Annotated in this window: 17 protein-coding genes; 8 read left to right on the top strand and 9 right to left on the bottom strand. The window is 60.5% G+C overall.

Annotated elements, in window-relative coordinates; translation table 11 throughout:
- The first annotated feature begins 195 nt into the window (after positions 1-195).
- Together H1204_RS40030 and H1204_RS40025 are read left to right on the top strand one after the other, a co-directional pair.
- Positions 196-1,218, top strand: coding sequence for an SGNH/GDSL hydrolase family protein (locus tag H1204_RS40030; protein ID WP_243468882.1), 1,023 nt, complete (start codon positions 196-198; stop codon positions 1,216-1,218).
- Between the two features lie 402 nt (positions 1,219-1,620).
- On the top strand, positions 1,621-2,568 hold the full coding sequence (locus tag H1204_RS40025; protein ID WP_243468972.1) for a lyase: 948 nt from the start codon (positions 1,621-1,623) through the stop codon (positions 2,566-2,568).
- Between the two features lie 193 nt (positions 2,569-2,761).
- Here H1204_RS40025 and H1204_RS40020 read toward each other — a convergent pair whose 3' ends face one another.
- Positions 2,762-3,217 (bottom strand): lipocalin-like domain-containing protein, encoded by a 456-nt coding sequence (locus tag H1204_RS40020; RefSeq protein WP_180734155.1) that lies wholly within the window; start codon positions 3,215-3,217, stop codon positions 2,762-2,764.
- A gap of 718 nt (positions 3,218-3,935) precedes the next feature.
- Between H1204_RS40020 and H1204_RS40015 the strand changes: the two genes are divergently transcribed.
- A complete protein-coding gene (locus tag H1204_RS40015) occupies positions 3,936-4,916 on the top strand; it encodes a helix-turn-helix domain-containing protein (RefSeq protein ID WP_180734154.1) in 981 nt (326 codons plus the stop codon).
- 46 nt (positions 4,917-4,962) lie between these two features.
- On the opposite strand, the gene H1204_RS40010 is transcribed toward H1204_RS40015, so the two are convergent.
- The 5 genes from H1204_RS40010 to H1204_RS39990 all read right to left on the bottom strand — a co-directional run bounded on the left by H1204_RS40010 (position 4,963) and on the right by H1204_RS39990 (position 10,490).
- On the bottom strand, positions 4,963-6,147 hold the full coding sequence (locus H1204_RS40010) for an acyltransferase (RefSeq protein ID WP_180734153.1): 1,185 nt from the start codon (positions 6,145-6,147) through the stop codon (positions 4,963-4,965).
- 153 nt (positions 6,148-6,300) lie between these two features.
- Complete coding sequence (locus tag H1204_RS40005) at positions 6,301-8,214, bottom strand: AAA family ATPase (protein ID WP_180734152.1); 1,914 nt, start codon at positions 8,212-8,214, stop codon at positions 6,301-6,303.
- A 465-nt stretch (positions 8,215-8,679) separates the two neighbouring features.
- Positions 8,680-8,841, bottom strand: coding sequence for a DUF1328 domain-containing protein (locus H1204_RS40000; protein WP_180734151.1), 162 nt, complete (start codon positions 8,839-8,841; stop codon positions 8,680-8,682).
- Positions 8,842-8,961: 120 nt separating this feature from the next.
- On the bottom strand, positions 8,962-9,399 hold the full coding sequence (gene aroQ, locus H1204_RS39995) for a type II 3-dehydroquinate dehydratase (RefSeq protein WP_180734150.1): 438 nt from the start codon (positions 9,397-9,399) through the stop codon (positions 8,962-8,964).
- Between the two features lie 29 nt (positions 9,400-9,428).
- Positions 9,429-10,490 carry a Gfo/Idh/MocA family oxidoreductase gene (locus tag H1204_RS39990; protein WP_180734149.1) on the bottom strand — a complete coding sequence of 354 codons (1,062 nt, stop codon included), beginning with the start codon at positions 10,488-10,490 and terminating at the stop codon, positions 9,429-9,431.
- 88 nt (positions 10,491-10,578) lie between these two features.
- On the opposite strand from H1204_RS39990, the gene H1204_RS39985 reads away from it, so the two are divergent.
- A complete protein-coding gene (locus tag H1204_RS39985) occupies positions 10,579-11,535 on the top strand; it encodes a LysR family transcriptional regulator (RefSeq protein WP_180734148.1) in 957 nt (318 codons plus the stop codon).
- A 225-nt stretch (positions 11,536-11,760) separates the two neighbouring features.
- Here the strand turns inward: H1204_RS39985 and H1204_RS39980 are convergent, their stop codons facing one another.
- Positions 11,761-12,687, bottom strand: coding sequence for a LysR family transcriptional regulator (locus H1204_RS39980; protein WP_180735202.1), 927 nt, complete (start codon positions 12,685-12,687; stop codon positions 11,761-11,763).
- Positions 12,688-13,664: 977 nt separating this feature from the next.
- On the opposite strand from H1204_RS39980, the gene H1204_RS39975 reads away from it, so the two are divergent.
- Positions 13,665-14,879, top strand: coding sequence for an MFS transporter (locus tag H1204_RS39975; RefSeq protein WP_180734147.1), 1,215 nt, complete (start codon positions 13,665-13,667; stop codon positions 14,877-14,879).
- A 111-nt stretch (positions 14,880-14,990) separates the two neighbouring features.
- Here the strand turns inward: H1204_RS39975 and kdgT are convergent, their stop codons facing one another.
- Positions 14,991-16,007: a 2-keto-3-deoxygluconate transporter gene (gene kdgT, locus H1204_RS39970; RefSeq protein ID WP_180734146.1), complete on the bottom strand. Its 1,017-nt coding sequence runs from the start codon at positions 16,005-16,007 to the stop codon at positions 14,991-14,993.
- 281 nt (positions 16,008-16,288) lie between these two features.
- On the opposite strand from kdgT, the gene kduI reads away from it, so the two are divergent.
- From kduI to kdgR, 3 genes are all read left to right on the top strand, one after another.
- The gene (gene kduI, locus H1204_RS39965) at positions 16,289-17,125 is read left to right on the top strand and encodes a 5-dehydro-4-deoxy-D-glucuronate isomerase (protein ID WP_180734145.1); all 837 of its coding nucleotides are present in this window, start codon (positions 16,289-16,291) and stop codon (positions 17,123-17,125) included.
- A gap of 34 nt (positions 17,126-17,159) precedes the next feature.
- Positions 17,160-17,930: a 2-dehydro-3-deoxy-D-gluconate 5-dehydrogenase KduD gene (gene kduD / locus H1204_RS39960; RefSeq protein ID WP_180734144.1), complete on the top strand. Its 771-nt coding sequence runs from the start codon at positions 17,160-17,162 to the stop codon at positions 17,928-17,930.
- 97 nt (positions 17,931-18,027) lie between these two features.
- Positions 18,028-18,912, top strand: coding sequence for a DNA-binding transcriptional regulator KdgR (gene kdgR, locus H1204_RS39955; protein WP_180734143.1), 885 nt, complete (start codon positions 18,028-18,030; stop codon positions 18,910-18,912).
- 809 nt (positions 18,913-19,721) lie between these two features.
- Here kdgR and H1204_RS39950 read toward each other — a convergent pair.
- Positions 19,722-20,618, bottom strand: coding sequence for a LysR family transcriptional regulator (locus H1204_RS39950; protein WP_180734142.1), 897 nt, complete (start codon positions 20,616-20,618; stop codon positions 19,722-19,724).
- Positions 20,619-20,623: the final 5 nt, after the last annotated feature.

Here is a 20,623-nt window from a genome sequence, read left to right as displayed (position 1 = left end):
ACCAGGTGCAACCCTACCGTAAATGATTTGTAGGATTCGTAGCTGCGTCCGTGCCGGTTACGAACCGTTCGAATATGCACTGTCGCGCCAAACGTTTGCTGTCAACTGTTCCCCCACGCAACGATCAAGCTTGGAGTAGTGCTTCCCGCGCAACGAGGTTATGCTTCGACACACCACACTACTCCGGAGCGTCCCATGCAGACAGTCCGTCGTTTCGCGTTCCTTGTATTGACATGCAGTGCTATTGGGTTGTCCCATTCATCGAACGCTTCGGCCGACTCTGCCGATCCGCAGCGACGCCTCATGCAGGTCGTCTCGTTCGGGGACAGTCTTTCAGACGTTGGCACCTATGCGTACGCCCGACAATTTGGCGGTGGCACCTACACCACTAACCCGGGCGCTATCTCCGTACAGCTTATCGCTGAACATTATGGGTCGGTCCTCACGCCCGCGTTGACGGGCGGCTTCGGGCAACCGAGCATCGTTCATCCGGAAGGATTTGGCTACGCCCAAGGGGGTGCCCGAGTCGCCGGGGCGCCGAACCCCGGCGACGCAACGGGTGACACCGGCGAGCTACAGACTCCACTGACCTTACAGGTGGCCACCTATCTCGAGTCGCATACACGCTTCACCGGCCAGCAACTCGTACTGATGCAAGGCGGGGCCAATGACATTCAGGATGCCTACGGCGTATGGGCGGGAACGGTTGCGAACGGCGGCGATCCGCGCGCCTCTTTGCAGGCGGTGCTACCTTCGCTGAGACAGGCAGCACAACAATTTGCGGGATTGATTCACAATGTTCAGCAACACGGCGCCACACATATCGTGGTGCAAAACGTACCGGACATCAGCAAGGCACCGATCGCGAACCTGCTCGATCAGCAACTGCCGGGCTCCTCAAAAGTGCTTCGGCGTCTGGCGGAGGTATTCAACACCGCGCTGGATGACGCGCTCCCTTCATCACCGGCGGTGCTGCGAATCGACGCGTTCACGTTCATAGATGACGTATCAAAGAACTATCGCCAACTTGGTTTTCACTTCGACGGCAGCAGCGGTACCAACGTAGCATGCGCGCCGGCAAACCTGCCCCCGGCATTTCAAGCCGATGACACCAGCGCGCTCTTCTGCTCGCGCTCGACATATGTCTCCCCCATGCTGACGACATCTACATGTTCGCCGACGCGTATCATCCGACGACTCACCTGCAAAAGCTTATAGCGGACTACGTCGTGGTCAAGATCGACACGTGGTTGCACGAATAGCTTAGGCCCCGGCCCTTCGTTGCCCCGAGCGTCAGCCCGGCAACGAAGGGCCTCTGCATCTTCTGAAGGCGAATGCGGGCATTCGGACAGTGAAGTCAACCTACGAGTATTCGTGTTGCGTCATTGCGCCCACCGACCCACCTGGTGATCGCAGCCAAATGCTTGCCACACGCCTTGCCTGCGCCCAACCCGAGAATTCTTCCGGTTAGTGCCACAATAAGCTGCACCCGTGTGCAAGCCAATTCTGGTTACGGAGGCGGACGTGATTCCCATCGCAAATGCAGCGGCTTCGGCGACGGTGAAGGAAATCTTCGCGTCCCGGTTCTTCCGATATTTCGCGTCGGTTCTTGCTGGCGCGATGTTAGCAACAGGTTCAGTACAGGCTCAGTCCCCTTCGTTCGACTCGTTTGCCGTCCCCTCGGGCAGCGCACCGCACGATGTCGCGCCAGAGCCTGGCGGCGCCGTCTGGTACACCGCGCAGGCGCAAGGCGCAGTCGGAAGGTTGGACCCGCGCAGCGGCAAGACGGAGCGGGTCCCGCTCGGCAACGGATCGGCGCCGCATGGCGTGATCGTCGGTCCGGATGGAGCAGCATGGATCACCGATGGCGGGCTGAACGCGATCGTACGCGTCGATTCGAAAACACTCGCTGTCGCGCGCTTCCCGTTGCCCAAAGACCGACCGAACGCCAACCTGAACACGGCCGTTTTCGACAAACGCGGCCACCTGTGGTTTACCGGACAAGCTGGAATCTATGGTGAGCTTGACCCGGTAAGCGGCAGCATGCGCGTGTTCAATGCGCCGCGCGGGCCGGGTGCCTATGGAATCTGTGTCACCCCTGACGGCAGCTTGTACTTCGCTTCACTGGCTGGCAGCTACCTCGGCCGCATCGATCCCGTCAGCGGCACGGCGCAAATCATCGAGCCGCCGACACCGGAACAGGGAGCGCGCCGGGTATGGTCTGATTCAAAAGGGCGCGTCTGGATCAGCGAGTGGAACGCAGGAAAGGTGGGAGTATTCGACCCGGCGACGCATCGGTGGCGCGAATGGAAACTGCCGGGCTCCGATCCTCATGTGTATGCGATATTCGTCGACGACAAGGACATCGTCTGGCTCAGCGAATGGAGCGCTAACGCGCTAGTGCGCTTCGACCCAAGAACGGAACGATTCGAGATGTTCGCGCTTCCGCGCCAACACGCGAACGTACGCCAGATGATGGGCCGGCCGGGAGAAGTCTGGCTGTCCGAGTCTGGCACGGATCACTTGCTGCGCTACCGGTCCGGCGCACCGATTGTCGGTAGCAAGTGACGCCCCAGCGACCGTTATCGTCTCCAGGCAACTGCATGACAAAGGATTCCGATCGCGGTCCGGACAAGGTTGCCGCAAATGCGGCACTATCGAGAAATTCGGGTGCCCAAGGCTGGCCCCCTCATCGTCATTGACTCGGTCCACAATCAACAGACGATGACAGTCGATACTCGTGAAGTTAGCCGTTCCCTGTCTACTCGACCTTAACCAAAATCAGCACCGAAGAGCTTACCTTGCCGGTAAGTGGGTTCTTGGCGGGCAACGTCTTTATATACAAGGTCTTGCCTTCAATTCGAAACTGACGCACTTGAGTCGTGCCCGTCCATGACTGGTTCCACGAAGCATCAATATGGTGACTAACCTTGTCGCCCTCAATGGTATAGGTTCCCGCATATGCGACTAACCCATTGTAGAGATCGACGCGCTCGGCGTCGGTTGGTATGAAGCTGTTAGGCGGCTTTCGTCCCTCCTTGATCAGGATGGCAGACATCCGGCAGTCGGGACCATAGCTGATATATCCGCTTGGATGTGCGCCGAACAACTCGGCCTTCTCTCCGGTAGCCAGGTCTTCGGTCGTGTTTGACTGGAGCGCCCATGTTCCTGGCTGCGGTCCGGTGCAGTTCCGCCGCTCTTGTCCGATCGCTTGCATGCATGAGCAACAAAGTACGCAGCACGCTATGACAGCAGAGTGTTTCATCTGGCGTCCCTCCCAAGAAGTTGGCCCTTCACATTTGGCACGCTGTGTGGCTGGAAGCTCAGTCGTTCTCTTTGGCGTCGTTCAGTCGAGCCTCGCGTTGTTGACCTGAAGTCCCCTTACCTTGTGGACACTACTCCGAACACTTACTGGAGCCATTCATGGCGCACGATTAGTTATAGCGCGTAGTGTTCCATTCCGGGAGCGAGCATGAATTGGGAACGCGGCTTTGGGGGAAGCCAATCTTGTCATTGTCGGAATTACGCTGGTCGGAGGTGGTTATAAGTGAGTGCCGAACTGACAAAAATGACGATGTGAAAGCTAAGAGAGACTCTGGCCATCACTGCACCACCGCCTTTTGGCCCGACTCATGCCTGATGCGGCCGCCCCCGAACGGACCAATCCGCCATTGGATTCCTTCACCAGCCTGCAGCATCGTGCCGAGATGGTTCTGTGCGACCACGAGGCCACCAGACGCGATTTGCTAATTGATGCAAATGCAAATGGTCGATATTGAGGTAATCTTGCGCAATTGAAAGGGTTGACTGGATGGGCGAGGAACCGGGTAACCACCGCCTCGTTCACCCGGCAATCAACCGCGAGATCGCCACCGCCAGTCTCTCGTTACGGGACTGCATGCGTTTCGCCCTACCTTGCCACAGGACCATTGCTTATGCTCGCGAATGGTATCGCTTACAACCGATTCGATGTTGCCGGACTGCCACCGCAGCAGCAACTTCTCGCTTATTGGGAACAGCTTGGCCATATCATCGAGCTAGTGCCGTCGCCTGAGCAGGTCCGACAGCCCTTTATCTGCATCAACGACCGTTACGATATCGGCGAATTCCGCATGAGCGACACTTATACGGATTCTGTCGTCATCGAGCGCACTATCACCCGCATTTCGCGCGATACCGCGCGCGGCATCGGCTTTACCATTTTTCTGGATGATGAAACTCATCTGGCAATGACGCATGCCACGAAGCGTGAATACACCGTGTGTGGGAACAGCGTATTTGCCACGGACCTCGATCAACCCATACGCCTGCTACGTCAGGCGTGCCGGTACATCACGCTCGTCGTACCCCGCAACCAGCTGGCGCACGTATTCTCTGACCCGGGAGCGATACACGGCCGCACACTCGACCCGAACAAGCCTGGCACTCTGCTTATCGTCCAGCGGGCCAGGACGCTTGTCGAGAACTTCCAGAACATGCTGTTCGAGGACGCTCGTCGCGCAGTCGCCGACCTCGTTCAATTGATCGCGGCCGCATTCGGGGAAGAAGCTGGTTTGAGTGGCAGCAAGCGAGCCGTTGGCCGTGCACTAATGTTCGAATGCGCACGCCGCCATGTTCGCGCCAACCTGCAAGAGTGCGGACTCTCACCCGAGAGCGTAATCGAATCGTTGAGGCTTCCGCGCAGCACAATTTATCGGCTGTTCGAACATGAAGGCGGTCTTGGTGCTTACATCCGCCATCTTCGCTTGCGCGCAGCCGCAGACGATCTCATTCGATTTCCTAAGGTTCCCATCAAAGACATTGGCTATTCAGTCGGCTTTAAAAGCGCATCCGACTTTACGCGTGCGTTTCGGCGCGTCTATGAAATTACACCCCAGGAAATGCGCCTGAACGACTACCGATATCTCCATGGCTGAATAGCAGTAACCAGCCATATTGGCGCCTTCGTGCGACGCATCACGCTCATCTCGAAGCATGAAAGCACCCATCGACATGCTTCAACAGCTTGCGCGACAGACGCGTTGCGCGTCCCTGGATCAGCCGGTCGGAAAATCGCGACAATCCATACGCTGCCGTCAGCGCGATCATCACAGTCACGACATACAACGCGACCGACATATCCTTATCGGACTCCCTGAATGTTTCGGCGAAAAAATGAAACGTCGCGTACACGCAGATGAAATGCCACAGATAGATACCGTAACTTTCACGCCCCAATGCGGCTGCGAACTGCCGGATCGATAGCGCAACGCGCGACTGCGCCCAACGACGCACCACATCGCTTTGCGAGCAAACGAACAGCAGAAACGCAGCGGCCGCGCACGCTGCCAATATCGGCGCAAAAGCATGCGACTTCGCTAGCCATACGCCGAGCGCCGCCGTCGCAATCGCGAACGTGACGGCCAGCGCGAAGCACAACCACTTCGCGCGCATCGAGATATTCGATGTACCTAGCAGATGCGAACGGAATCCGTACCACGCCCACATGCCGACGATAAAGCACGGCCCCTGAACGGGTGGCCAGAAATAGCTGAACGAGTTATTGCTGACCTGACAGTCCAACGCTCCACGACAATCGCCAACATAAAGCGTGGCAATCGACACCGCGAGCAGTACCGCCGTCGACAGCATGAGCCGCACGCGATTCATCGCCGCAAAGAACAGCAGCGGCGCGATCATGTAGAACAGCATTTCGACGCCTATCGACCATCCACCCGGCACGACGTTGTTGATCGCCGTCGGCGACAGCGCATGCAGAAATAGCACATTGAGCAGAACATCGACGGGACCATGCGCGCCCAGAATCCACGCGCGCTCGTAGCCCGAACGCGTTGCGGCATAGCTGATCAGCCCATAGACGGCGATCGCCGCGTAATACAGTGGAGCGATACGGAAGAAGCGTTTGATATAGAAACGCAATGTGACGTGACGCGCATCCGTGCAACGCTCGTGGTCGATTTCGAGCGTCATGAAGATCGTGATCGCGCTGATCACGAAGAACAGCTGCACGCCGTATTGACCCATGCGCGCCATCAGCGTGACGGCATGCGGAAGATTGGGAAACTGAAACGACAGGTGTACTGCAACTACCCCGACGATCGCGAGCGCCCGACCTGCGTCGAGCGCGGCAACGCGTCCTTTATCCATTCGACTGTCCTCCTCGCGTGGTGATTGCGCCATTCAAGGCCGCGAGGTTCGTGGACAAATCGTGCTTTGCGGAAGTTCCTGCTTTTTTCGCCTGCGTCGTGTGGTGCGGAGAAACAGGCGTGAATCGCGTTGTGAACCGCGCTGTGAACCGATTTACGCTGCTTCCGGCTGCTCCGCAAGATGCAAGCCGTCGCGACTCGTTTTGTGCGCGTCGATCAGCCGATAAACCGTTTCACCCGGCACCGTCTCCGATTCGAGCAACTGGTCCGCAATGGCGCGCAGCACAGGCTCGTTGTCGCGCAGCAGCGCATAGCATGCGTCGCTCAGATCCTTGAGCAGGATGTTCGCGTGCTCGATGGCGCCCTTCATCTGCAAGCCCGCGTATTGCGCAGGCAGCGCGGCCAGGCTGAACAGATTGCCGTCCGCGTTGAAGCCGAACTTCGACACCATGTCGAGACTGATGCGCGAGGCTTCCTGCAAGTCCGACGCGGCACCGCTCGACGCTTCCGAGAACATCAGCAATTCGGCATTGCGTCCGCCCAGCAAAACCTGAATCTCGTTGCGCATCTCGGTTTCGCGATACAGGTGCTTGTCCTGCGTCTTCGTGATCAGCGCGACGCCCAACGCGCCGCCGCGCGGCAAAATCGTCACTTCTTCGAGGATGCCCGTACCGAGCAGGGCCGCAACCAGTCCGTGCCCGGCTTCATGAACAGCGATACGGGTGCGTTCTTCTTCAGTGAGTGCACGTTCCGCACCATTCACATCGCCGATACGTGCAATCTTGATCGCTTCGACGAAATGCTTTGCGGCCACTTTGTTGTCGCCCGCCTTGCGCGCGACGAGTCCGGCCTGATTGACGACCATTGCGAGCGTTGCGGGCGACAGGCCCGTGGTCAGACGCGCGAGCTGGTTGAAGTCGATATCCTCGGCCTTCGATGTCAGCCGCTCCGCATAGAAGCGGATAATGTCCGCGCGATCTTCGAGATCGGGCAGACGCACCTGCACCGTGCGGTCGAAGCGGCCAGGACGGCGCAACGCTTCGTCGAGATTGTCCGGGTGATTCGTGGCCGCGACGATAATCACACCCTCGTTCGATTCGAAGCCGTCCATCTCCGCGAGCAACTGGTTGATGACGCGATTGCTCTCGGCCTCGACGGGACCGCCGCCCGTATCGGTGCGCTTCGCGAGACCATCTGCCTCGTCGATGAAGATGACGGTCGGCGCGTTCTTGCGCGCGAGTTCGAACAGATGCTTGACCTTCTGAATGCCGACGCCGTAGTACTTCGCGCTGAAATAGCTGCCCGTGATAGAAATGAAGTTCGCGCCGCACTCGCCCGCGAGCGCCTGTGCGAGACGCGTCTTGCCGACTCCCGGGCCGCCCGTCATCAGGATGCCGCACGGCGCACGCACGCCCAGTCCCGTGAACTGTTTCGGATTGGTCAGATAGGCTTGAATGTCGGACAGCGCGGCCTTCGCTTCGCCTGCGCCGATCACGTCTTCGAATGAAAGCGCCGGCGTTCTTTCCAGCAGCCGCGCGCCGCTCGTCATTTCGCGGCGCATGAACCACACCAGTCCGCCGATCAACAGCAGCGGCAACAGTACACTGATCGCGTCACGGGTCTTGTCGAAAGCGTCCACCCAGCGCGCGGCGCCCGTGTGAATATTGGCGTCCGGCAGATAGACCATTTGATACGGCGAATGCGCGTCCGCTTTCATTTCGCCCAGCAGCAGCGCATTCGAGAATGCGCCGTTGTGATCGGTGACGTAGTACTTCGCGCCATCGACCGTCGACACGAGAATCGCATTCGGACTCACGCCGACTGCCGTGACGTTGTGTTCGCGAATGTCGCGCAGCATCTCCGATGCATCGCGCTCCTGATGTGTCCACGCCGACGTGTCCTTGCGCATTTCGCTCGCGACGCCCGTCAGTACCGGCGAGCCTTGCACGTTACGCTGATCGTGACGCAGATGCAGGAACGTCACGAGCGCCGCGAAGGCTGTCGCGGTCACGCCAAGCATTACATAGCGACCGTAGCGCGACCAGAACGTATTCTTTGCCGGTTTCATCAGTTGATTCCTAAAACGGGCCACATCGTGGCCAACGCGCATTCGCGCGGACAAAATAAAACGGAGCACGCGCGCGTGATGCGCGTAACGAGACTGGATTGGAATGTGGCCGCAGCCGCGAGCGAGGAAGGGACCAGTTCTTTCGTGCAATGACGTCGGTAAAAAAGACACGCTTATGCGTCCCTCTTTCGACCGCTGTGTGTCTATCGCATTATGCCCAGGCTTATGCCATTTCCAAAACGATAGAAAAGGGCGTATTTAAGGGCTGATTCACGCAATCGAACGGATTGGCCTTACAGAAGGGGCATTGCGGGAAGAAGTACCAATTGATGTTTGGATGGCAAAACACTTTTATCTTCGCAAGGCAGCGAAGACACATCACGCGGACGTTGCATCCGCGCCAGGGTCGGTCATACGAAGATCGGGCACAGGCGAACCGGAAGCGGTCCGCCTGTGCCCGAAACGTCAGCGTCTCACGACACCCATGAGCAACGTGACGATGAAGATGACGAGGAACAGGAAGAACAGGATCTTCGCGATGCTGGCCGCTCCCGCTGCAATCCCGCCGAAGCCGAATACAGCAGCGATCAGCGCAATGACGAAGAAAACCAAGGCGTAATAAAGCATGTTCCGACCTCCATTGCTTGAGTTATGGTCCCGGGCTGCTTGCGCGGCGACGTCCAACCACTTGAGCAAGCCGTGTACCTGACAGCAAGCAACGGAGCCTTGAACATTCGAGCCGGAAACCTACGCAATGGCGGCGACCGCCGCGCGCAAACCGAGCAGATAGCTGTCTACGCCGAACCCGCAGATCTGGCCCTTCACGATCTCCGCGAAAACCGATTGATGACGAAACGGCTCGCGCGCATGAATGTTCGACATATGAATTTCGACGACAGGGACGGTCAGAATCGCGAGCGCATCGCGAATCCCGTAGCTGTAGTGCGTCCATGCGCCCGCGTTGATCAGCACGGCGTCCGCGCCGTCAGTGAATGCCTGATGAATGCGCTCGCACATGTCGCCTTCATGATTGGTCTGATAGCTTTCGACCTCGACATTCAACTCGCGCCCCAGCGCCTGCAGCGCACCGTCGATTTCCGCGAGCGTCACCGTGCCGTACTGCACCGGATCGCGCTTGCCGAACATGTTGTGATTGATCCCATGCAGCATCAGTACTTTTTTCATATTTCCTCCGTTGGTTCGAGATCAGAGCGTCAGACCGTCGCGCTGACTCGAGTATCGATGATTGCGCCCGTGCGCGCCGATTCCGCGATGGCTTCCGTGATGCGCAGGTTTTGCAGGCCATCGCGCACGGTGACGAGCGGCTGCGCGCTGCCTTCGATCACGTCGCAGAAGTGATCCAGTTGCCGCTCGAGCGGGTCGGTGCGCTCGATGCTCGCCGTGGACACCTCGAACGGCTTCCACCACGAGCGGTCTTCCCTGGTAGCGTAGGTCTTCAGGCGCATGGTCGGCACGGACAACGAACCCATGTCGCCCGCGATCACGTAGCAGTCTTCGTCGTCATACGACGCATAGCTCTTGTTTTCCTGCGAGGTCTGTTCCCAGCTGCGCGGCGAAGCCGCCGTGTCCGACAACAGAAACGTGCCGAGCGCGCCATTCTCGAAGCGCAGATTGATCGCCACCGTGTCTTCGACGGCAAACCCGCGCGCCGCGTTCGACACGAACGCCTGCACCGCGACGATTTCACCGCACAGCGAACGCAGATTGCCGATCTCGTGAATCATGTTGATGAGAATCGGGCCGCCGCCCGCCTCGCGCCGCCACGGCGCGGCGTCGAAGTAGTCGTCGGGTTTGAAGAATACGGCGCTGCCCATCACGCCGACAACCTTTCCGATCCGCCCTCCCCCGATGATCTCGCGCGCCTTCGCGAGAATCGGGCTGTGCGCGCGATGATGGCCGACCAGAAGCGGCACGCCGGCCTCATCCGCCGAGGCGCGCAGGCGCTCGCCTTCATCGAGGGTATGCGCGACGGGCTTCTCGATCAGCGCGGGAATGCGGGCGCCGATGCATTCGAGCGCCTGCTCGACATGCAACTGGTTCGGCGTGGCCAGCACCACGCCATCGGGACGGCTGGCGGCGAACAGTTCGCCGAGCGTGCGAAAGAGCGGCACGTCGGCCTGTTTCGCCACTTCCCGCGCGGCGGGGCTCGGATCGACGATCGCAGCCAGGCGGGAACGCGGGCTCTGCTGGATCAGTTCGATGTGACGTCGGCCAATAAGCCCGGCGCCGGCGACGGCAAGCTGCATTTGTCTCATGATTTCGTCGTGTTTATCGCCCAGGATTGGACGTCTTCGTGAATTGAGACTAGATTACTCGTGCCTATCACCAACACAATGCAGCCGAATGGAAAATCATCATGCGCTATTAGCCAATAATGACGGCTTCCTGCGCGATCTTCAGTTGTTCTGCACCGTTGCCCGCCGCGCGAGCTTCATCACTGCGTCGACCGAAATGGGCATTTCGCCTTCGCACGTGAGCAAGCGCATCGCGTTGCTGGAAAAAAGTCTAGGCGTGAAGCTGTTCTTGCGCACGACCCGACGCGTCAGCGTGACGAGCGACGGCGAAGCGGCGTTCCAGTGGGCGCAAAAAATCCTCGACGACGTGCAAGGCATGTCCGACGCCTTCGCCGGGCTGAAGAGCGATCCGCGCGGCGTGATCCGCATCAGCACCAGCCTGCATCTGGGCCGCGACCACGTATCGCCGATTCTTTCGCTGCTGAGAAAGCGCTATACGGCGCTCGAAATCTGGCTCGAACTGCTCGACCGGCGCGTCGATCTCGTTGGCGAAAACTTCGATATCGACGTGCGGGTCGGCAACATCCAGGAGCCGCATCTGATCGCGCACAAGATCGTCGACAGCGCGCGCATCCTGTGCGCCGCGCCTGCCTATCTGAAGCGCGCAGGGACGCCCCGCACGCTTGCGGATCTCGCGCAGCACGATTGCCTGATGTTTCGGGATCGCGACCAGCGCTTCGGCGTGTGGCGCCTGACGGGGCCGGACGGCGAGAAGTCGGTGAAGGTCACGGGTCCGATCGCGTCGAATCACAGCGACATCGTGCAACGCTGGGCGCTCGAAGGTTATGGCGTGATCATGGCGTCGATCTGGGACGTCGCATCGAACCTCGAATCGGGTGCGCTGGTGCGCGTGCTGCCGCAACACCAGCAACCCGCCGATGTCTGGGCCGTGACGTCGGCGCGCGCGTCATCGTCGGCGAAGATTCGCGTATGCGTGGAGTTTTTGAAGGAACAGTTGACGCGTGGACCGTACGCGTTGAAGACGCGCGGCGTGGCCGGGATCTGACAGAAACGTGCGATGCCGCGTTCTGCGGCCTCAACCCGCCGAACGAGGCTCAGGCCCGAGCCTTTCGGCGACGGCCGCGCATGCGGCGCGCAACGGCTAGACATAGGTTTCAAAAGGCGTGTCGTTGCGCCTGAACAGCGGAATGCATCACGCTGATGCACGAAGCGTTGAATTCGGGATTGCGCACGCGCGCAGAAAAGAAAAAACCGCTAGTCAACAAAGCGCTCAAGCCGCGCTTTCCGTCGCGCCACCGACGCGCGTTTCCAGGAAACGCAGCAACGCTTTCACCTTGCTCGAATGACGGCGATTGGGCAGATACGCGGCATAGACGACAGCCTCGCCGCTCTGCGGCGTCACGTCGAAATCCGCGAAGAGGCGCATCAGACGTCCCGCATTGATCTCGTGATTGACGAGCCAGTCCGGCAACAACGCCAGCCCTTGTCCGGCGAGGACCGCTTCGAGCAGCATCTCCAGGCTGTTCGAAATGAGCCGTCCGCGCACGTCGATACGCTCATGCTCCGCGCCCTGGCTAAACGTCCACACCTGGCGCGCGCGGTAACTGCCGCCGTACGCGATACGCAGACATTCGTGTTCCGCGAGCGCGGCAGGCGTCGGAGGCGTGCCCGCGCGTTGCAGATAGTCGTGGCTCGCAACGATATAGCGGGGATTATCGGCAAGCTTCTTCACGACGAGATTCGGATCGCGCGTCATCATGCCGATACGCACGGCGACGTCGATGCGATCGAGCGCGAGGTCTGCGTAGTGATCGGCGACTACGACATCGAGCGCGACGCGTGGATATTCGGCGAGAAACGCGGCGAGATGCGGCGCGAGCTGCATGCGGTTGTAGGCGGACGGCACGGTGATGCGCAGTGCGCCGACGGGCGCGGCGCCGCTGTCGAGGATGCTCTCGTCGGCCTCGGCGAGATCGTCGAGCACTTTCGATATCTGTTCGACATAGGCGGTGCCTGCATCCGTCAGGCTGACCTTGCGCGGCGTACGCGTGAGCAAGGCGGTGCCGAGCGAAGTTTCGAGCGCATCCATCAGCCGCGTCACCGACGACGTCGCCACGCCGAGGCGCTGGGCGGCCTTGGCGAAACCGCCGGCATCGGCGACTTCGAGCAGAGTGTTCAACGCGAGCAGTTTGTCCATGCGGGCGATTATGCCCACGAAGACGATTGCGCTCCACGCAACGGACGTTTGCATTCGGCGTCTATTCGAACAGTGCGGCACAACGGCTAATCTTTGTTGGTGGCAGCCGCGGTGTGTATTCGCTTTTGCGTGGCGCAAGCTGGGTGGTTTGCATGTGTTTTGCGCTGGCATCCGCGGTTTGTTAGCGTGCTTCACGCGTCGCCCCTGTGCGGGGCGGCACCTACTTTTCTTTGCCGCCGCAAAGAAAAGTAGGCAAAAGAAAGCGGCTCACACCGCCAACATTTCTTCCTGCCTGAGGGCCCCCAACCGGTCTTATGCTTCGCGCGGCAACGTGCTTGTTCGCGTGCGTTGCCAACGCTTCGAATGAGCGCCTCACCCACTTCAAGCACTCGCACAAGGGCTAGCGGCAGCGAATGGTATGTGCCGCCCAGGTGGCAAACTGTGTGTAGGTTGTCGCGTCGTATAGCCTGGCGCTCTTACAGGGTGGGGCGCGTGCGCTATCGGTCCGGAGTGTGGCGTGTGCAGCACTACGGCCTACACACAGTTTGCCACCTGGGCGGCCGTGGAACATCTGGCACGGTGTGCCGCAACGCGGGTGTGTGAAGCGGGTGAGGCGTACCGCAAGAGCGCTGGCAACGAACATGGGTCACGTGATTGCCGTGTGAAGCGTAAGACCCGTTGGGGGCACTCAGGCAGGAAGAAGAATTGGCGGTGTGAGCCGCTTTCTTTTGCCTACTTTTCTTTGCGGCGGCAAAGAAAAGTAGGTGCCGCCCCGCACAGGGGCGACGCGTGAACGGCAAACACCACAACGCGGATGCCAGCGAAACCACAAGCAAACCAGCTTGCACACACACCGAATACACGCCATGCGCAGCATTCACTGCAATTCGCTATGCTGCATGGCAACACTGAACCACAACACGCACCGCAAGCACTCAAGTCATAGCCAACCATTGGCTAAAGAAAAAGGAGTCAGCATGTCCAGCAGTTCCACGACGCTCGCCCGCAGCGACACGGCGACCGGGCTCACGCGCAGCCTGATCGCGCTATTCGCATTCAGTTGCGGCGCGATCGTCGCCAACCTGTACTACGCGCAACCGATCACCGAACTGATCGCGCCGTCCATCCACATGTCGAGCGGCATGGCGAGCCTGATCGTCTCACTGACGCAGATCGGCTACGCGCTCGGCCTGTTCTTTCTCGTGCCGCTCGGCGACCTGCTCGAAAACCGCAAGCTGATGATCGCGACAGCGCTGGTGTCGATAGCAAGCCTCGCCGCCGCGACATTCACGCACGCACCGGGTGCTTTCCTTGCGGTCTCGCTGCTAATTGGCTTTAGCTCCGTCGCGGTGCAGATATTGATTCCCCTCGCCGCGCATCTCGCGCCAGATGAAACGCGTGGACGCGTCGTCGGCACGATCATGGGCGGGCTGCTGCTCGGCATTCTGCTGTCGCGGCCTATTTCGAGCGTCGTCGCGGGTCACTTCGGATGGCGTGTCGTGTTCGGCTCGGCTGCCGTGCTGATGGCGATCGTCACGACCGTGCTCGCGCTGACCATTCCGACGCGCCAGCCCTCGCATCAGGCGACGTATCCGCAACTGATCGCATCGCTCGGCCACCTGCTGCGTACGATGCCTGTGCTGCGTCATCGCGCGCTGTATCAGGCGTTGATGTTCGGCTCGTTCAGCCTGTTCTGGACGGCAGTGCCCGTCGAACTGACACGTCACTACGGCCTGTCGCAGACGGCGATCGCCGTGTTCGCGCTGGTCGGCGCAATCGGCGCGACGTCGGCGCCCATCGCGGGCCGGCTCGCGGACGCGGGCCACACGGTGCGCGCGACGCTGATCGCACTGGTGGTCGGTGCGCTCGCCTATACGCCTGGCCTGATTCACCCGGCGTGGGGCGTTGCCGGTCTCGTCGTGACGGGCGTCGTGCTCGACTTCGCGGTGCAGATGAACATGGTGCTCGGACAGCGCGAGATCTACGCGCTGCACGCCGCGAGCCGCAACCGGTTGAACGCGCTGTATATGACGAGCATCTTCGTCGGCGGTGCAATCGGTTCGGCGCTTGCCAGCCCGCTCTACGATCACGGCGGCTGGATGCTGGTGGCAAGCGTCGCGACGGCGTTCCCGGTGATCGCGCTCGCGCATTACCTGGTGATCGGCCGGCCGCACGCAGCGGGTCACGCATGAAGAACTGAACGCCTCCCTTTCGACAGCCATAAACGACAACGGCGCGAACCGGCTCAACTGAGTTGCCGGTTCGCGCCGTTTTGCTTGCAGGGCGTGTGTTATCGATGCACTTTATTCGTGCGCGCCCAGCGGTTGCGGCAACGGCCCGGTGTCTTCATCGATACGCTCGCTCAGCCCCGCTTTCATCCGCGCACGTTTCGACCACATTGCAGTCAGGATCGGCACGAGGATCGCGGTAACGAGGCACGCGGTCGCAACCATCGCCGTCGCTGCCGGCACCACCGGCTTGAAGCGCGGAATCATCTCGCCGATGATCGATGGATTGGCCACCGCCGCGCCCGCCGTCGACGATGCCGCGAGGCCGGCCGCCCCATTGCCACCCGCGATATAGCGGTCGGCGAGAATCAGCGGAATGCCCGTGATGACGATCACGCCCAGCCCGAGCAGCACACCCGGAATACCGCTCTTGACGATCACGTTCAGGTCGATACCGTTGCCGAGCGCAAAGCCGAAGAACGGAATCAGCGGCACCACGCAGCGGCCGAACAGTTCGCGCAGCGCGCTATCCAGATTGCCGAGCGTGAAGCCGATGACAAACGGCAGCACCGCGCCGACGAACAGCCGCGGCTCGAAGAACGCGACGCCCGTCGCGCCGAGAATGATCATGCTGACGAGCGGCCCCGATTCGATCGACATCAGCACGAACGCGCCCGCTTCTTCCTTCGTGCCGTACTGCTGCATCACGGCGGCATAGAGGCCGCCATTGGTCATGTCCATCGAGGTCGTGATGGCGAGCACCGACAGCCCGGCGAACAACCCTGTCTTGATGCCGTCGATAGACAACAGCGACGACGCAATAATCGTCGCGAGCCACGCGACCAGCATCTTCGTGACGAGCAATGTGCCCGACTTGCGCAGCACGGTGCCCGTGGCGCGCAGATCGATGGTCGCGCCCATGCAGAAGAACCAGACAGCGAGAATCGGCACGGTGCCCGTGATCAGGCCATTCGTGAACGACCCAAAGTACTTGCCGGCGCCCGGCGCGAACGAGTGCACGCATGCGCCCAGCAACAGCGGTATCAGCATGAGACCGCCTGGTACACGGTCGATTGCCTTCTTCAGTTTCATGTCTCCTCCATACGACGCCAGGCCGGTGATGGGAACGGCGGAAAGGTCCGGTATGGTCCGGCTACATCCACCTGTCCGCGGACTATAGCATCGACAAAGGAACGATGTTCCGTTTTTGTCCGCGCTGAGATTAATCGTTTACCCTGCTTTAACAATAACTTTCCCGGAATATGGATATTTGACGTTTTCTTGATTTCGGACCAACGTTCCGATCATGCTAGACTGCGCGCACAATCAACCCGGAGGCGCTGCCCAGCGTGCCGCCCAGCAGCGGAGGAGACATGGAAGTCAGGCAGAGCATCAACAGCGAATATGCGAAAACGCTCGATACAACCGGCCTCAGAAAAGAGTTTCTGGTCGAGAAAGTGTTCGAGCCGGATGCGCTTGCGCTCACGTATAGCCATATCGACCGGATCATCGTCGGCGGCGCGTTTCCGCAGACGCGTGCCGTCGAAGTGCCCAGTTCGCTCGGTAAATCGATCGGTGTCAGTTATCTGCTGGAGCGGCGTGAGCTTGGCGCGATCAATATCGGTGGCGACGGTTGGGTCGAGGCGGATGGCAAGCGCTTTATCGTGCGCAACGAGGAAGCGATCTATGTCGGCAAGGGCACGCAGTCGCTAACGTTCGGCAGCGACGATCCCGCGCATCCCGCGAAGTTCTATCTGAACTGCGCGCCCGCGCAGGCCACGTATCCGACGCGCACCATCACGCTCGCCGAAGCGTCGCCCCAAACGCTCGGCGATCCCGCGACGAGCAACCGCCGCACGATCTACAAGTTCATCGTTCCCGAAGTGCTGCCCACCTGCCAGCTGTCGATGGGCATGACCAAGCTCGAGCCGGGCAGCCTGTGGAACACGATGCCGTGCCACACGCACGAGCGGCGCATGGAGGTGTATTTCTACTTCAACGTCGCCGACGATGCCGCCGTCTTTCACATGCTCGGCGAGCCGCAGGAGACGCGGCATATTCTCGTGCACAACGAGCAGGCCGTGATTTCGCCTAGCTGGTCAATTCATTCGGGCGTCGGCACGCGCGCCTACACGTTCATCTGGGGCATGGTCGGCGAGAACCAGGTGTTCAGCGACATGGACCATCTCGCCGTGCGAGATCTGCGCTAATGCAACGCGGGCTTTCATCGAACAGGAATCGCGCATGACTTCGCATCCTTCGCATCCTTTTGATCTCAGCGGCAAGATCGCGCTCGTCACGGGCAGCAACACGGGACTCGGCGCGGGCATGGCGCGCGCGCTCGCGGCCGCCGGTTGCGACATCGTCGGCGTGAGCCGCTCGGACGACAGCGACACCGCGCAACAGGTAAAGGCGCAGGGCCGCCGCTATGTCGGCGTGAACGCGGACCTTTCGGACATCGCGCCCATCGACGACATCGTGCGCGCCGCGCTCGAAGCCTGTGGACGCATCGACGTGCTGGTGAACAACGCGGGCATCATCCGGCGCGCGGACGCGCTCACGTTCAGCGAGGACGACTGGGATGCCGTGATGAACGTGAACCTGAAGAGCGCGTTCTTTCTCGCGCAAGCCCTCGCGCGGCATTTCGTCGAGCAGGAGAAGCGCGGCAAGATCATCAACGTCGCGTCGATGCTGTCGTTTCAGGGCGGCATCCGCGTCGCGTCGTACACGTCGTCGAAAAGCGGCATGCTCGGACTCACGCGCCTGCTCGCCAACGAATGGGCGGCGCGCGGCATCAACGTGAATGCGATCGCGCCGGGCTACATGGCGACGTCGAACACGGCGGCGTTGCGGGACGACGAGCAGCGCAACAGCGAGATCGTCGCGCGCATCCCGGCGGGACGCTGGGGCACGCCCGACGATCTGGCGGGCCCCGTCGTGTTTCTCGCGTCGCAGGCTTCGGACTACGTGCACGGCCATACGCTCGCTGTCGACGGCGGCTGGCTCGCGCGGTGATGTGATTTGATGTGAATTGCGCGGTGCACGCGGTATATTTCGGCGATCAGCAACATCGTTGTGGAAAGACGCTGCGGGCAACCGCTGCAAAGACACTATGGCAGCCATCGACAAACTCAAGACCACGGCCACCGCGCCCCGCAAGCGCGCCGCCGCCCCGCTCACATCCGACGCGGACGCCGCCGATAAAGGCGAATCGTTGTCGTCGATCGCGCGCGTGTTCGCGATTCTCGGCGCGATTGGCGACAGCGGGCAGATTGGCATCAGCGAGCTATCGCAACGGCTTTCGCTGTCGAAGACGACTGTGCATCGCGTGTTGCAAACGCTCAAGGCGCTTGGGTATGTGACGCAAGAGGTCGAGACCGAGCGCTATCACCTGACCATCCGGCTGTTCGAACTCGGAGCGAAGGCGCTGGAAAGCGTTGATCTCGTGCGCGAGGCCGACATTGAGATGCGGCGCATTGCGGGCGCGACGCGGGAGGCCGTGCACCTCGGCACTTTTGACGAAGACGCGATTATCTATATTCACAAGATCGACGCTGACTATGGGTTGCGGATGCAGTCGCGTATTGGGCGGCGTAATCCGTTGCATAGCACGGCGATTGGCAAGGTGTTGCTTGCGTGGCTGGAACCTGCTGAGGCGCGCGAGGTGTTGTCGCATATCGAGTTTCGCAAGTCGACGGCGAAGACGCTCGCCTCTGCCGATGCCGTGATGAGCATTCTGCCGCAGGTGCGCGCGCAGGGTTATGGCGAGGATATCGAGGAGCAGGAAGAAGGCTTGCGATGCCTGGCTGTGCCTGTGTTTGACCGGTTTGGGCGTGTGATTGCCGGGCTTTCTGTTTCGTTTCCGACGATGCGGTGTGGGGCTGATACCAAGTTGCACTATGTGGCTTTGCTCAAGGCTGCGGGGGCTGCTGTGTCGGCGAGGCTCGGGTATCGGGAGCCGGCACAGGTCGCGGCAGAGGTCACGCACCCGGGCTGACACTGAAGGTCAGCATTTTTGTTGGATGCGGCTGCGCGGCGTGGGCCTTTTTTTGCCTTCGCGAGGTGGGGTTTGCTGCGCACGCGGTTTGGTTTTTTGCTTTTGCGCTGGCATCCGCGTTTTGTTAGCGTGCTTCACGCGTCGCCCCTGTGCGGGGCGGCACCTACTTTTCTTTGCCGCCGCAAAGAAAAGTAGGCAAAAGAAAGCGGCTCACACCGCCAACATTTCTTCTTGCCTGAGGGCCCCAAAGGGTCTTACGCTTCACACGGCAACGCCCTTGTTCGCGCGTGTTGCCAACGCTTCGAATAAGCGCCTCATTCACTTCAAACACCTGCACAACGGCTAGCGGCAGCGAAAGGTATGTGCCGCCCAGGTGGCAAACTGTGTGTAGGTTGTCGCGTCGTATAGGGTAGCGCTCTTACAGGGTGGAACGCGTGCGCTATCGGTTCGGAGTGAGGCGTGTGTGGCGCTACGGCCTACACACAGTTTGCCACCTGGGCGGCGGCGGAATATCTGGCACGGTGTGCCGCAACGCGGGCGCGTGCAGTAGGTGAGGCGCTCTTTCAATGCGCTGGCAACGAACATGGGTCACGTGATTGCCGTGTGAAGCGTAAGACCCTTTGGGGGCCCTCAGGCAGGAAGAAATGTTGGCGGTGTGAGCCGCTTTCTTTCGCCTACTTTTCTTTGCGGCGGCAAAGAAAAGTAGGTGCCGCCCCGCACAGGGGCGACGCGTGAAGCACGCTAACAAAACGCGGATGCCCGCGCAAAGGCAAAAAACCGCCCACGCCACGCAGGCGCAAAACAAAAACTCACTGCGGGGAACCCCGCAAATACTCCCCAAGAAAATCAACAAACGTCCGCAGCTTGACGGAAAGCTGATTCCTCTCAAGATAAATCGCATGAATATCCGCCCCGGGCAGCGCCCAATCAACCAAAAGCGGCACGAGCGCGCCCCGCTCGAGATACTCTCCAATTTCCCACTCAGAACGCACAACCACCCCACGCCCTTCAAGCGCCCAGTGCAGCACTGCACTACCATCATTACTCGCCAGAGGCCCATCGACCTTCACAGTCTCCACGCGCTTGCCGCGCGAAAAATGCCACGTCCCATAAGCCGACTCATTCTCGCGCAACACAATACACGCATGCCGCGTCAGATCATGCGGCAGCAAAGGCGTCCCATGCAGCTTCACGTATTCGGGCGACGCGCACACGATGCGCCGGTTCTTCATCAACAAACGCGCATTGACACGCGCATCAGGCACCTCGCCAAACCGGATGCCAAGATCAAAACCCTCTTCCTGCAAACTCATCGGCCTGTCGGTCAGATGAAGCTGAATCTTCATCGACGGAAAACGCGCAACGAAATCGGAAATCGCAGGCGCAATCCGCGCACGGCCGAAACCAAACGACGCATTCACACGCAGCAACCCCGCCGGCTCAGCCCGGCTACGCGTCACCAACTGTTCGAGTTCCTGCAACTCGTCAAGGATCCGCGAGCCATTCGCAAGGTATAGCTCGCCTTCCGGCGTCAGGCTCAAACGCCGCGTCGTGCGGTTCATCAGGCGTACGCCGAGCCGCCGTTCCAGTTGCGCCAGGCGCTTGCTGACAGCCGGCGGCGTTACGCCAAGCTCGCGCGCCGCCGCCGCCAGATTGCGATGCCGCGCGACCAGCGCAAACAGATTCAGATCCGAGAAGCCATCCATTTTCA

Source organism: Paraburkholderia sp. PGU19, from assembly GCF_013426915.1.
Classification (GTDB): domain Bacteria; phylum Pseudomonadota; class Gammaproteobacteria; order Burkholderiales; family Burkholderiaceae; genus Paraburkholderia.
The sequence above is the reverse complement of the archived record's forward strand: the minus strand, read 5'-3'. Positions and strand labels throughout refer to the sequence as shown.